The organism is Methylobacterium sp. C1 (assembly GCF_001854385.1).
Lineage (GTDB): Bacteria > Pseudomonadota > Alphaproteobacteria > Rhizobiales > Beijerinckiaceae > Methylobacterium > Methylobacterium radiotolerans.
In genome coordinates this window covers 2,503,105-2,516,229 of record NZ_CP017640.1, presented here as the reverse complement: position 1 = coordinate 2,516,229, position 13,125 = coordinate 2,503,105, and the positions used below count along the sequence as shown (strand labels likewise).

The window sequence follows — 13,125 nt, the reverse complement described above, 5'->3', positions numbered from 1 at the left end:
GGTCGGCGTCGCACCGCGGTTTCACTCGTCTCGCGAGGCCCTGGCATGACCGGATTGTTGGCGGATTACCTGCCGCTCATCGTGTTCATCGGCGTGGCGCTGTTCATCGCCACGGCGCTGCTGGTCGTCCCCTTCCTGGTGGCCTTCAAGAGCCCCGATCCCGAGAAGCTCTCGGCCTACGAGTGCGGTTTCAACGCGTTCGACGACGCCCGCATGAAGTTCGACGTGCGCTTCTACCTCGTCGCCATCCTGTTCATCATCTTCGACCTCGAGGTCGCGTTCCTCTTCCCCTGGGCGATCACCTTCGGGGATCTGGGCTGGTTCGGCTTCTGGTCGATGATCGTCTTCCTGGGCGTGCTGACGGTCGGTTTCGTCTACGAGTGGCGCAAGGGCGCCCTCGAATGGGATTGACGTCCCGCCGCTCGCCGCCCGCACTGAATTCCTGAGTCGCCGATGGCCCTGATCACCGACACCAACCGCGCCCCCGCGATCGCGCCCCAGCCGAAGGGGATCATCGATCCCAACACCGGCCGCCCGATCGGCGCGGACGATCCGACCTTCCTGTCGATCAGCGACGAGCTGGCCGACCGGGGCTTCCTGCTCACCACCACGGACGAGCTGATCAACTGGGCCCGCACGGGCTCGCTGATGTGGATGACCTTCGGTCTCGCCTGCTGCGCGGTCGAGATGATGCAGATGTCGATGCCGCGCTACGATTGCGAGCGATTCGGCTTCGCGCCCCGCGGCTCGCCCCGCCAGTCCGACGTGATGATCGTCGCCGGCACGCTGACCAACAAGATGGCCCCGGCGCTCCGCAAGGTCTACGACCAGATGCCGGAGCCGCGCTACGTCATCTCGATGGGCTCCTGCGCCAACGGCGGCGGCTACTACCACTACTCCTACTCGGTGGTGCGCGGCTGCGACCGGGTGGTGCCGGTGGACATCTACGTGCCCGGCTGCCCGCCCACCGCCGAGGCGCTGCTCTACGGCGTGCTGCTGCTGCAGAAGAAGATCCGCCGGACCGGCACGATCGAGCGCTGAGGAGCGGCCATGACGAACGGCATCTCGATCCTGCCCCACACCCAGCCGGTCTACGGCGACGCGGCCGTGGCCGCCATGGCCGAGCGCGTCGTCGGCGCCCTCGGACCGGCGGTGGTGTCCCACGCCATCGCGTTCGGCGAGCTAACGCTGGTGGTCCAGGCCTCCGACATCGTCTACGCGCTCACCTACCTGCGCGACGATCCGGCCTGCGCGTTCCGCAACTTCATCGACATATGCGGAGTGGACTATCCGCAGCGCGAGAAGCGCTTCGACGTGGTCTACCACCTGCTCTCCCTGCGCCATAACCTGCGCATCCGGCTGAAGGTGCAGACCGACGAGGTGACGCCGGTCCCCTCGGTGATCGAGGTCTTCCCGGCGGCCAACTGGTACGAGCGCGAGACCTACGACCTCTACGGGATCCTGTTCTCGGGCCATCCCGACCTGCGCCGCCTGCTCACCGATTACGGCTTCGAGGGGCATCCCCTGCGCAAGGACTTCCCGCTCACCGGCTTCGTCGAGGTCCGCTACGACCAGGACCAGGCGCGGGTGGTCTACGAGCCGGTGCAGCTGACGCAGGAATTCCGGAACTTCGACTTCTTGTCGCCGTGGGAAGGCACCGACTACGTGCTGCCCGGCGACGAGAAGACGTCGGCATGAGCCGCGGAGACCGTCCGTGACCGAACACAACATCCGCAACTTCGCGATCAACTTCGGCCCGCAGCACCCGGCGGCGCACGGGGTGCTGCGCCTCGTGCTCGAACTCGACGGCGAGGTGGTCGAGCGGGTCGACCCGCATATCGGGCTGCTCCACCGCGGCACCGAGAAGCTGATCGAGTACAAGACCTACCTGCAGGCGACGCCCTATTTCGACCGGCTCGACTACGTGTCGCCGATGAACCAGGAGCACGCCTTCTGCCTGGCGATCGAGAAGCTCGCCGGGATCGAGGTGCCGCGGCGCGCGCAGCTGATCCGCGTGCTGTTCTGCGAGATCGGCCGCCTGCTGTCGCACCTGCTCAACGTCACCACGCAGGCGATGGACGTCGGCGCCCTCACGCCCCCGCTCTGGGGCTTCGAGGAGCGCGAGAAGCTGATGATCTTCTACGAGCGGGCCTCCGGCGCCCGGCTCCACGCCAACTACTTCCGGCCGGGCGGCGTCCACCAGGACCTGCCGCCGAAGCTCATCGACGACATCGACGCGTTCTGCGACCCGTTCCTGCAGGTCGTCCAGGACCTCGACGACCTCGTCATGGCCAACCGCATCTTCAAGCAGCGCAACGTCGATATCGGCATCGTGTCGGTGGACGAGGCGATGCAGTGGGGCTTCTCGGGCGTGATGGTGCGCGGCTCGGGCATCCCGTGGGACCTGCGCAAGGCGCAGCCCTACGAGTGCTACGAGGAGATGGAATTCGACGTCCCCGTCGGGAAGAACGGCGACACCTACGATCGCCAGGTGATCCGCATGGAGGAGATGCGCCAGTCGGTGCGCATCATGAAGCAGTGCATCGCCAAGCTGCGCGAGCCCGCCGGCCAGGGGCCGATCGCCTCCGTCGACGGCAAGTTCGCGCCGCCGCCGCGCCGGGAGATGAAGCGCTCGATGGAGGCGCTCATCCACCACTTCAAGCTCTACACCGAGGGCTTCCACGTGCCCGAGGGCGAGGTCTACGCCGCGGTCGAGGCGCCGAAGGGCGAGTTCGGCGTGTATCTGGTGTCCGACGGCACCAACAAGCCGTATCGCTGCAAGATCCGCGCGCCGGGCTTCGCGCATCTTCAGGCGATGGACTGGATGTGCCGCGGGCACCTCTTAGCCGACGTGTCCTGCGTGCTCGGCACGCTCGACATCGTGTTCGGCGAAGTGGATCGGTAAGACAGAAGCGATGGCAAACCGCAGACTCGCCCCCGCCTCGGAGCAGCCCGAGAGCTTCGCGTTCTCCCCCGAGAACGCCGAGTGGGCCAGGACCCAGATCGCAAAGTACCCGGAAGGCCGTCAGGCCTCCGCGGTGATCTCGCTGCTCTGGCGGGCGCAGGAGCAGAACGGCGGCTGGCTGCCGCGCGCGGCCATCGAGGCTGTGGCGGCCGAGCTCGGCATGCCGAACATCCGCGTGCTGGAGGTGGCGACCTTCTACACGATGTTCGCCCTGGAGCCGGTCGGGCGGTTCTGGATCCAGGTCTGCGGCACGGTCCCGTGCGATTCCTGCGGCGCGCGGGGCCTCAAGGAGATGCTCCAGGCCCGCCTCGGACCGGCCGGCCACGTCTCGGCCGACGGCAACTTCTCGTGGCTCGAGGTCGAGTGCCTCGGCGCCTGCTGCAACGCGCCGATGGTCCAGATCAACCAGGATTACTACGAGGACCTGACGCCCGAGTCCCTCGGCCAGCTGATGGACGACCTCGCCGCCGGCCGGCCCGTGAAGGTCGGCTCGCAGACTGGGCGCGTCTCGTCCGAGCCCCAGGGCGCCGTGAACACCCTCACCGACCCGACACTGTTCGACGGGTCGCGGGTCGGCGCGTGGCGCAAGCGCTTCGAGGAGGCCGGCAAGGCCGAGGAGCCGGCCGCCGCGCCGGTGTCCAAGACCGGCGAGGCGGCCTCCGGAACCCAGCAGGCCGCCGAGAACCCGAAGCCGGCCCGGCCCGACGCCGGCCGCCCGGTGGAGCGTTCCGTGAGCGACGCCCCGGCCCAGCGCGCCGCCGGCGGCGAGACGCCGGTCAAGCCCGAGGATCGCGCGGACGCGGCCGAGCGCGGCCGGTCCACCGCCAAGCACGGCGCCGCCCGCCAGGGCGACGCGGACGTGCTCGACTCGCCGGCCAAGCGCGTCGCCGAGGGCGAGCCCGCGGCCGGCGAGCAGGGCCACCAGGCGGTGCCGGACCGCGACGCCGTCCCGCAGCAGCCGGAAGCCTCTGGGGCCAGCGAGGGCGAGATGGCGGCCGAGGCCGAGGAGGCCCGCATCGCCGGCGCCCTCGCGGCCCTGCCGAAGGACGCCAGCCCCGAGCAGAAGGCGGACGCCGTGGGCAAGCGCCCGCCGGGCCTCGACGCGGCCCGCGCCGGGAAGCCGGACGAGCTGACGCGCATCAAGGGCATCGGCCCGGGCAACAGCCAGCGCCTGAACGGGCTCGGCATCTACCACTTCGACCAGATTGCCGCCTGGTCCCGCGACGAGATCGCCTGGGTCGGCACCTACCTCGCGTTCCCGGGTCGCATCGACCGCGAGAACTGGGTGGGGCAGGCCAAGGCCCTGTCGGCGCCGGCTCAGTGAGGACCTGACATGCTGTCGGATCAGGATCGCATCTTCACCAACCTCTACGGGCTGCACTCGCCGGGCCTGGAGGCCGCCAAGAAGCGCGGCGCGTGGGACGGGACCAAGTTCCTCCTGGAGCAGGGCCGCGACTGGATCATCGAGGAGATGAAGGCCTCGGGCCTGCGCGGCCGCGGCGGCGCGGGCTTCCCCACCGGCCTCAAGTGGTCGTTCATGCCCAAGAAGTCGGACGGGCGCCCGCACTACCTCGTGGTCAACGCCGACGAGTCGGAGCCGGGCACCTGCAAGGACCGGGAGATCATGCGGCACGATCCGCATCTCCTGATCGAGGGCTGCATGCTGGCCTGCTTCGCGATGAACGCGCATGCCTGCTACATCTACATCCGCGGCGAGTACGTCGCCGAGAAGCACGCGCTCCAGAAGGCCGTGGACGAGGCCTACGCGGCCCGGCTCGTCGGCCAGTCGAACGTGCACGACTACCCGTTCGACATCTACGTCCACCACGGCGCGGGCGCCTATATCTGCGGCGAGGAGACGGCGCTCATCGAGAGCCTGGAGGGCAAGAAGGGGATGCCGCGGCTGAAGCCGCCGTTCCCCGCCAATATGGGCCTCTACGGCTGCCCCACGACCGTGAACAACGTCGAGTCGATCGCGGTCGCCGGCACGATCCTGCGCCGGGGCGGCGCGTGGTTCGCCGGCCTCGGCGGCAAGAACAACACCGGCACCAAGCTCTTCTGCGTCTCCGGGCACGTCAACAAGCCGTGCAACGTCGAGGAGGAGCTCGGCATCACCTTCCGCGAACTCATCGACCGCCATTGCGGCGGCATGCGCGGCGGCTGGGACAACCTGCTGTGCTCGATCCCGGGCGGCTCCTCGGTGCCGCTGGTGCCGGCCGAGCAGATCGTCGACGCCAAGATGGACTTCGACACCCTGCGCAACCTGGGTTCCGGCCTCGGCACGGCGGCGGTGATCGTCCTCGACAAGTCCACCGACATCGTCGCGGCGATCACGCGGATCTCGTACTTCTACAAGCACGAGTCCTGCGGCCAGTGCACGCCCTGCCGCGAGGGCACCGGCTGGATGTGGCGGGTGATGCAGCGCATGACCGAGGGCCGCGCGCAGAAGCGCGAGATCGACATGCTGTTCGAGGTCACCAAGCAGATCGAGGGTCACACGATCTGCGCGCTCGGCGACGCGGCGGCCTGGCCGATCCAGGGCCTGATCCGGCACTTCCGCCCGGAGATCGAGAAGCGCATCGACCGCTACACCGCCAACCCGCACAGCGAGCCTGTGCCGATGGCCGCGGAGTGATCCGATGACGAGCCAGCCTGACAACCTGATGCTCGTGTACCTGCGGCGGATCGACGAGAAGGTCGATCGCCTCAGCGATGATGTCCGAGAACTGAAAGGCCGCATGGCCGCGGTCGAAGAGAATCTGGCTGGCGTCCACCGGCGGATCGACAGGGTCGAGCTTCGCATCGAGCGGATCGAGCGACGCCTCGATCTCGCCGACGCCCCGCACTGAGATTGCACCGATGACAAAAATCCTCGTCGACGGCACCGAGGTCGACGTCCCCGCCGATTACACGCTGCTCCAGGCCTGCGAGGCCGCGGGGGCCGAGATCCCGCGCTTCTGCTTCCACGAGCGCCTGTCGATCGCCGGCAATTGCCGCATGTGCCTCGTCGAGCTGAAGGGCGCGCCGAAGCCGGTGGCCTCCTGCGCCTATGCGGTGAAGGATTGCCGCCCCGGCCCGAACGGCGAGCCGCCGGAGGTGCTGACCCGCTCGCAGGGCACCAAGAAGGCGCGGGAAGGGGTGATGGAGTTCCTCCTCATCAACCACCCCCTCGACTGCCCGATCTGCGACCAGGGCGGCCACTGCGACCTGCAGGACCAGGCCATGGCCTACGGGGTCGATTCGACCCGATACACGGAGAACAAGCGCGCGGTCGAGGAGAAGCATATCGGGCCGCTGGTGCGAACCGCGATGAACCGCTGCATCCACTGCACCCGCTGCGTGCGCTTCCTCGCCGAGGTGGCGGGCGTGCCCGACCTCGGCGCCATCGGTCGCGGCGAGGACATGGAGATCACCAGCTACCTCGAGCAGTCGATGGCCTCGGAGCTCCAGGGCAACGTCGCCGACCTCTGCCCGGTCGGCGCCCTCGTGCACCGGCCACAGAGCTACAACGTCCGCCCCTGGGAGCTGAACAAGACCGAGTCGGTCGACGTGATGGACGCGGTCGGCTCGTCGATCCGCATCGACACCCGCGGCCGCGAGGTCATGCAGATCGAGCCGCGGATCAGCGAGGAGATCAACGAGGAGTGGATCTCCGACAAGACGCGCTACCACATCGACGGGCTGCGGATGCAGCGCCTCGACCGGCCCTACCTGCGCGAGAACGGTCGCCTGCGTCCCGCCTCCTGGGGTGAGGCGTTCCAGGCCATTGCCGCCCGGGTGAAGGGCGCGGATCCGAAGCGCGTCGGCGCTGTGGTCGGCGACCTCGCGGGCGTCGAGGAGATCTTCGCGCTCCGCGAGCTGATGAAGGGTCTCGGCTCGCCGAACCTCGACTGCCGCCAGACCGATGCCGGCCTCGACCCGGCGCTCGGCCGCGCCTCCTACATCTTCAACCCGACGATCGCGGGCCTCGAGGCCGCGGACGCGATCCTGATCGTCGGCGCCAACCCGCGCACCGAGGCCTCGCTGCTGAACGTGCGGATCCGCAAGCGCTGGCGCATGGCGCCGCTGGCGGTGGGCGTGATCGGCGAGCCGGTCGACCTGACCTATCCGAGCCACTACATCGGCGCCGGCCCCGATTCGCTGGCGGCGCTCGCCCGCGGCGAGCACAGCTTCCTCGACGTGCTCAAGGAGGCCAAGGCGCCGCTCGTGATCGTCGGCGCGAGCGCCGCGCCGGACGTCCTGGCCGCTGCAGCCTCCCTCGCGAAGGAGATCGGCGCGGTCTCGGCCGAGTGGAACGGCTTCGGCGTGCTGCACACGGCCGCTGCCCGGGTCGGGGCGCTCGATCTCGGCTTCGTGCCGGGGGAGGGCGGATTGACCTTCGCGCAGATGCTGGAGCCCGGCGCCCTCGACGTCCTGTTCAACCTCGGCGCCGACGAGCGTGACGTCGCCCCGGGCGCTTTCGTGGTCTACCAGGGCAGCCACGGAGATCGCGGGGCCTCCCGCGCCGACGTGATCCTGCCGGGGGCCGCCTATAGCGAGAAGTCGGCGACCTGGGTGAACACGGAAGGCCGGGTCCAGATGGGCAACCGCGCCGCCTTCCCGCCGGGCGACGCCCGCGAGGATTGGGCGATCCTCCGCGCCCTCTCGGACGTGCTGGGCAAGCGCCTGCCGTTCGACTCGCTCACCGCCCTCCGCCGGGCGCTCTACGCCGCCCACCCGCATCTGGCGGCGATCGGGGCCGTGGAGCCCGGCACCGTCGCGGAAGCGGTCGACCGGCTCGCCGGTCTCGGCGGCTCCGCGACCGGACCGGCCTTCGCGTCGCCGGTGACCGACTTCTACCTCACCAACCCGATCGCCCGCGCCTCGCGCATCCTCGCGGAGTGCTCGCGCCTCGCCCGGGAGCGTGCCGCCGAGGCGCGGCCCCTCGCGGCGGCCGAGTAGGAGCTCAAGACCGATGACGCCGCTCGAAATCCTCGGGACCGTGCTCCTGATCGTGCTGAAGAGCTTCGTGCTCCTCTCGGCGCTCCTCGTGTTCATCGCCTACGCGCTGCTCGCCGACCGGAAGATCTGGGCGGCGGTGCAGCTCCGGCGCGGCCCGAACGTGGTCGGGCCGTTCGGCCTGTTCCAGTCCTTCGCCGACCTGATCAAGTTCGTGATCAAGGAGCCGGTGATCCCGGCGGGCGCCAACAAGGCGATCTACCTGCTGGCGCCGCTGGTCTTCGCGATGCTCGCCCTGTCGAGCTGGGCGGTGATCCCGCTCGCCGACGGCTGGGCGATCGCCGACATCAACGTCGGCATTACCTACATCTTCGCGATCTCGTCGCTCGGCGTGTACGGCGTCATCATGGGCGGCTGGGCGTCGAACTCGAAATACGCGTTCCTCGGCGCGCTCCGCTCGGCGGCGCAGATGATCTCGTACGAGGTGTCGCTCGGCTTCGTGATCATCTGCGTGCTACTCTGCGCCGGCTCGCTCAACCTCTCGCGCATCGTCATGGCGCAGGACACCAGTCTCGGGATCTTCGGCTGGTACTGGCTGTGGCTGTTCCCGATGTTCGTGGTGTTCTTCGTCTCGGCGCTCGCCGAGACCAACCGCCCGCCCTTCGACCTGCCGGAGGCCGAGTCGGAGCTCGTGGCCGGCTACATGGTCGAGTATTCCTCGACCCCGTACCTGCTGTTCATGCTCGGCGAGTACGTCGCCATCATGAGCATGTGCGCCCTCGGGACCATCCTGTTCATGGGCGGCTGGCTGTCCCCGATCCCGTTCGCGCCCTTCACCTGGGTGCCGGGCGTGATCTGGTTCACCCTGAAGGCCAGCTTCCTGTTCTTCCTGTTCGCGATGGTGAAGTCCATCGTGCCCCGCTACCGCTACGATCAGCTCATGCGCCTCGGCTGGAAGGTCTTCCTGCCGATCTCCCTGATCTCGGTCGTCGTCGTCGCCTTCGTGCTCAAGCTGACCGGCCTCGCGCCGGGCGCCTGAGCCCACCCTTCGCATCGGAGATCCGGGCATGAAGCTCGATCAGGTCGCCAAGAGCCTTCTCCTGAAGGAGTTCGTGTCGGGGATGATCCTCGGCATGCGCTACTTCTTCAAGCCGAAGGCCACGATCAACTACCCCTTCGAGATGGGCCACCGCGGCCCGCGCTTCCGGGGCGAGCACGCCCTGCGCCGCTACCCCAACGGCGAGGAGCGCTGCATCGCCTGCAAGCTCTGCGAGGCGATCTGCCCGGCGCAGGCGATCACCATCGAGGCGGGCCCCCGCCGCAACGACGGCACACGCCGGACGACGCGCTACGACATCGACATGGTGAAGTGCATCTACTGCGGCATGTGCCAGGAGGCCTGCCCGGTGGACGCCATCGTCGAGGGCCCCAACTTCGAATTCTCGGTGGAGACCCGGGAGGAGCTTCTCTACGACAAGCAGAAGCTCCTGCTGAACGGCGACCGCTGGGAGCGTGAGATCGCCCGCAACATCGCGATGGACGCGCCGTATCGCTGACGCGTCGTCCCGAAGGGCGGCCGCCGGCTTTCGGAAGAAGATGATGCGAGAACAAGCCTTTAGAGCACCGTGCCGGTTCCCGTTTCCGGTGCGATCCTCTAGAGCCATGCCGGGGGCGCTGTTGTGCCCCCGCCGACCGGGTTCTATAGACGGGCCGCCCGCTGCGGACCGTCTCCACGCACGGCAGAAGGGGCCGCTCCGGCGGCCGATCCCGACCAGCGCATGACCGCAGCAGCCGCCTTCTTCTATCTGTTCGCGAGCATCACGGTCGCGTCGGGCTTCATGGTGATCGCCTCGCGCAATCCCGTCGCCTCGGTGCTGTTCCTGATCCTCGCCTTCGTGAACGCCGCCGGACTGTTCGTCCTGATGGGCGCCGAGTTCCTCGCGATGATCCTCGTGGTCGTCTACGTCGGCGCGGTCGCGGTCCTGTTCCTGTTCGTCGTGATGATGCTCGACGTCGATTTCGCCGAGCTGCGCCAGGGCTTCCAGCAATACTTGCCGATTGGCGCCCTGATCGGCGCGATCTTCCTGGTCGAGTTGCTGCTGGTCGTCGGCTCGTGGAGCATCGACCCGGGCCTCGTCCAGGCCCCGCTCGGCAACGTCGCGGCCGCCGAGAACCTCACCAACGCCCAGGCGCTCGGCCGGGTGATCTACACGGACTACGCCTACTTCTTCCAGCTCGCCGGCCTGATCCTGCTGGTCGCCATGATCGGCGCGATCGTGCTGACGCTGCGCGACCGGCCGGGCGTCAAGCGCCAGAACATCGCGGTCCAGAACGCCCGCACCCAGGCCATGGCGGTGGAGACCCGCAAGGTCCCGTCGCGCCAGGGTGTCGAGGTCTGATGATCGCCCGGAGATTCGAACGATGATCGGCCTGAGCCACTATCTCACCGTCGCGGCGATCCTGTTCACGCTCGGCGTGCTCGGCATCTTCATCAACCGCAAGAACATCATCGTCATCCTGATGTCGGTCGAGCTGATCCTGCTCTCGGTCAACATCAACCTCGTCGCCTTCTCGACGCAGCTGAACGACATCACCGGACAGGTCTTCGCCCTGTTCGTGCTGACCGTCGCGGCCGCCGAATCGGCGATCGGCCTCGCCATCCTGGTGGTGTTCTTCCGCAACCGCGGCTCGATCGCGGTGGAGGACGTGAGCATGATGAAAGGGTGATTCGGTGTCGGCCGCTCGCTGCATCGCAGCCGGTGTCATGGCCTTAGCCGTGTTCGACGGCTCTGTTGGTGCGGGCCTCCCGCCCAGCAATCCGGCGAAGGCAGATGATCTCAGCTCCGTCGCATCGAAAAAGCCGACGCAAGATGATGTCTACGATTTCGACCCGCGACCTCGGCGCGACCGCCCAAATCGTGAACGCATCTACGAGATTGGCGAGGCCGTGCCGTGCAACGAATGCGAGTTTTCGAAGCGAAACCCCGACGGCAGCGTCACGCATTGGTTCAAAATGTGCGGCTGCGGGAGATTTTGAGTCCATCGATGCGGGTCAATGACGGAACTGCATTGCCGGCCGGTCGAACGATCGAACTGAGGACCTACGAGTAGGATGTATCACGCGATCGTCTTCTTCCCGCTTATCGGCTTCCTGATTGCCGGCTTGTTCGGCCGGTACATCGGGGCGCGGGCCTGCGAGTACATCACCACGGCGTTCCTCGCCTTCACGGCGCTGATCGCCTGGGGCGTGTTCCTCGACGGCGGCCACGCCGAGCGGGTGCAGGTTGCGTCCTGGTTCTCGGCCGGCGACCTGCAGGTCGACTGGGCCTTCAAGGTCGACACCCTGACGCGGGTGATGCTGGTCGTCGTGACCACCGTCTCGACCCTCGTGCACCTCTACTCCGTGGGCTACATGGAGGAGGACCCGCACCGGCCGCGCTTCTTCGCCTACCTGTCGCTGTTCACCTTCGCCATGCTGATGCTGGTGACGGCCGACAACCTCGTGCAGATGTTCTTCGGCTGGGAGGGCGTGGGCCTCGCCTCCTACCTGCTGATCGGGTTCTGGTACGAGAAGCCCTCGGCCAACGCCGCCGCCATGAAGGCGTTCATCGTCAACCGCGTGGGCGATTTCGGCTTCTCCCTCGGCATCTTCCTGACCTTCGTGCTCACCGGCTCGGTGGCCTTCGACGCGATCTTCGGCAAGGTCGACGCGATCAAGACGCTCACCTTCCACTTCCTCGGCTACGACTGGAACGCACTGACCCTCGCCTGCCTGCTGCTGTTCATGGGCGCCATGGGCAAGTCGGCGCAGTTCCTGCTGCACACGTGGCTCCCGGACGCGATGGAGGGCCCGACACCGGTCTCGGCGCTGATCCACGCCGCCACCATGGTGACCGCGGGCGTGTTCATGGTCGCGCGCCTCTCGCCGCTCTTCGAGGAGGCGCCGAACGCGCTCATCGTCGTGACGGTGATCGGCGGCATCACGGCGTTCTTCGCGGCCACGATCGGGCTGGTGCAGAACGACATCAAGCGGGTGATCGCCTACTCGACCTGCTCGCAGCTCGGCTACATGTTCGTGGCGCTCGGCGTCGGCGCCTACTCGGCCGGCGTGTTCCACCTCTTCACCCACGCCTTCTTCAAGGCGCTGCTGTTCCTCGGGGCCGGCTCGGTCATCCACGCGATGCACCACGAGCAGGACATGCGGAACATGGGCGGCCTGCGCCGCTACATCCCCTACACCAGCGCCATGATGGCGATCGGCTCCCTGGCGCTGATCGGCTTCCCCTACACGGCCGGCTACTACTCGAAGGACGCGATCATCGAGGCCGCCTACGCGTCGACCCGGCCGGGCCACACCCTCGCCTTCCTGTGCGTCGTGGTGGCGGCGTTCTTCACCTCGTTCTACTCGTGGCGCCTGTTCTTCATGACCTTCGAGGGTCCGGCGCGCTGGGGCGCGCACGCGGCCCACGGTCACCACGACGCCCCCGCGGTCGCGCACTCTACCATGGCGCACGAGGCCGACGGCGCGCCGGGCCACACCGAGGGCGTCGCCCACGACGACAAGGGCCACGACGTCGAGCCGGCGCACAGGAGCGACCTCGTCGCCGACGACCATCACGGGCACGGCCACCACGGCGACCACACGCCCCACGAGAGCCCGCTGGTGATGACGGTCCCGCTGGCGATCCTCGCCTTCGGCGCGCTGTTCGCCGGGATCATCTTCCACAACCGCTTCATCGGCGAGGGGATGGACGCGTTCTGGGGCCACGCCCTGGCGCACGGGCCGAACAACCACATCATGCACGAGATCCACGAGGTCCCGGCTCTGGTCTCCTACTCGCCGCTCGTCATGCTGATCCTCGGCTTCGTGCTGGCCTACTGGATGTACATCCGCCGGCCGGAGCTTCCGGGCCAGCTCGCCGCGCAGCAGCCGTCGCTGTACCGGTTCCTGCTCAACAAGTGGTACTTCGACGAGATCTACGACCGGATCTTCGTCCGCCCGGCCAAGGATTTCGGCCTGTTCCTCTGGAAGGAGGGCGACGGCCGGATCATCGACGGCCTCGGCCCCAACGGCATCGCGGCGCGCGTCGTGGACGTGACCCGCGGGGTCGTCCGGCTCCAGACCGGCTACCTGTACCATTACGCCTTCGTGATGCTCATCGGCGTCGCCGGCCTGATCAGCTGGTACCTGATGTCCGGCCTGCCCAAGGGTGCTCACTGAC

14 protein-coding genes are annotated in these 13,125 nt (G+C 68.0%); all 14 read left to right on the top strand.

The genetic code is table 11. The annotated features are described in order from the left end of the window. Window positions 1-45: 45 nt before the first annotated feature. The 14 genes from BKE41_RS11565 to nuoL all read left to right on the top strand — a co-directional run bounded on the left by BKE41_RS11565 (window position 46) and on the right by nuoL (window position 13,124). On the top strand, window positions 46-411 hold the full coding sequence (locus BKE41_RS11565) for an NADH-quinone oxidoreductase subunit A (protein WP_007560754.1): 366 nt from the start codon (window positions 46-48) through the stop codon (window positions 409-411). 42 nt (window positions 412-453) lie between these two features. Then, entirely contained in the window at window positions 454-1,041 is a 588-nt protein-coding gene (locus tag BKE41_RS11560) for an NADH-quinone oxidoreductase subunit B (protein ID WP_010686017.1), read from the top strand. 9 nt (window positions 1,042-1,050) lie between these two features. Then, window positions 1,051-1,698, top strand: coding sequence for an NADH-quinone oxidoreductase subunit C (locus BKE41_RS11555; protein ID WP_012319035.1), 648 nt, complete (start codon window positions 1,051-1,053; stop codon window positions 1,696-1,698). A gap of 16 nt (window positions 1,699-1,714) precedes the next feature. Continuing rightward, on the top strand, window positions 1,715-2,905 hold the full coding sequence (locus BKE41_RS11550; RefSeq protein WP_070999425.1) for an NADH-quinone oxidoreductase subunit D: 1,191 nt from the start codon (window positions 1,715-1,717) through the stop codon (window positions 2,903-2,905). 10 nt (window positions 2,906-2,915) lie between these two features. Next, a complete protein-coding gene (gene nuoE, locus BKE41_RS11545) occupies window positions 2,916-4,289 on the top strand; it encodes an NADH-quinone oxidoreductase subunit NuoE (protein WP_024830237.1) in 1,374 nt (457 codons plus the stop codon). Window positions 4,290-4,298: 9 nt separating this feature from the next. Beyond that, window positions 4,299-5,600 carry an NADH-quinone oxidoreductase subunit NuoF gene (gene nuoF, locus BKE41_RS11540; RefSeq protein ID WP_012319032.1) on the top strand — a complete coding sequence of 434 codons (1,302 nt, stop codon included), beginning with the start codon at window positions 4,299-4,301 and terminating at the stop codon, window positions 5,598-5,600. 28 nt (window positions 5,601-5,628) lie between these two features. Beyond that, window positions 5,629-5,814 carry a hypothetical protein gene (locus BKE41_RS11535; RefSeq protein ID WP_308630469.1) on the top strand — a complete coding sequence of 62 codons (186 nt, stop codon included), beginning with the start codon at window positions 5,629-5,631 and terminating at the stop codon, window positions 5,812-5,814. Window positions 5,815-5,824: 10 nt separating this feature from the next. Next, window positions 5,825-7,906: an NADH-quinone oxidoreductase subunit NuoG gene (gene nuoG, locus BKE41_RS11530; RefSeq protein ID WP_070999424.1), complete on the top strand. Its 2,082-nt coding sequence runs from the start codon at window positions 5,825-5,827 to the stop codon at window positions 7,904-7,906. A 13-nt stretch (window positions 7,907-7,919) separates the two neighbouring features. Beyond that, a complete protein-coding gene (gene nuoH / locus BKE41_RS11525) occupies window positions 7,920-8,942 on the top strand; it encodes an NADH-quinone oxidoreductase subunit NuoH (protein ID WP_012319029.1) in 1,023 nt (340 codons plus the stop codon). Between the two features lie 28 nt (window positions 8,943-8,970). Continuing rightward, window positions 8,971-9,459 (top strand): NADH-quinone oxidoreductase subunit NuoI, encoded by a 489-nt coding sequence (gene nuoI / locus BKE41_RS11520; RefSeq protein WP_007560744.1) that lies wholly within the window; start codon window positions 8,971-8,973, stop codon window positions 9,457-9,459. 222 nt (window positions 9,460-9,681) lie between these two features. After that, window positions 9,682-10,302: an NADH-quinone oxidoreductase subunit J gene (locus tag BKE41_RS11515; RefSeq protein ID WP_024830239.1), complete on the top strand. Its 621-nt coding sequence runs from the start codon at window positions 9,682-9,684 to the stop codon at window positions 10,300-10,302. Between the two features lie 22 nt (window positions 10,303-10,324). Further along, complete coding sequence (gene nuoK, locus BKE41_RS11510; RefSeq protein ID WP_010686008.1) at window positions 10,325-10,630, top strand: NADH-quinone oxidoreductase subunit NuoK; 306 nt, start codon at window positions 10,325-10,327, stop codon at window positions 10,628-10,630. A gap of 37 nt (window positions 10,631-10,667) precedes the next feature. Then, window positions 10,668-10,940, top strand: coding sequence for a hypothetical protein (locus tag BKE41_RS31180; RefSeq protein WP_139342601.1), 273 nt, complete (start codon window positions 10,668-10,670; stop codon window positions 10,938-10,940). A 75-nt stretch (window positions 10,941-11,015) separates the two neighbouring features. Then, on the top strand, window positions 11,016-13,124 hold the full coding sequence (gene nuoL, locus BKE41_RS11505) for an NADH-quinone oxidoreductase subunit L (protein WP_070999422.1): 2,109 nt from the start codon (window positions 11,016-11,018) through the stop codon (window positions 13,122-13,124). Window position 13,125 lies beyond the last annotated feature (1 nt).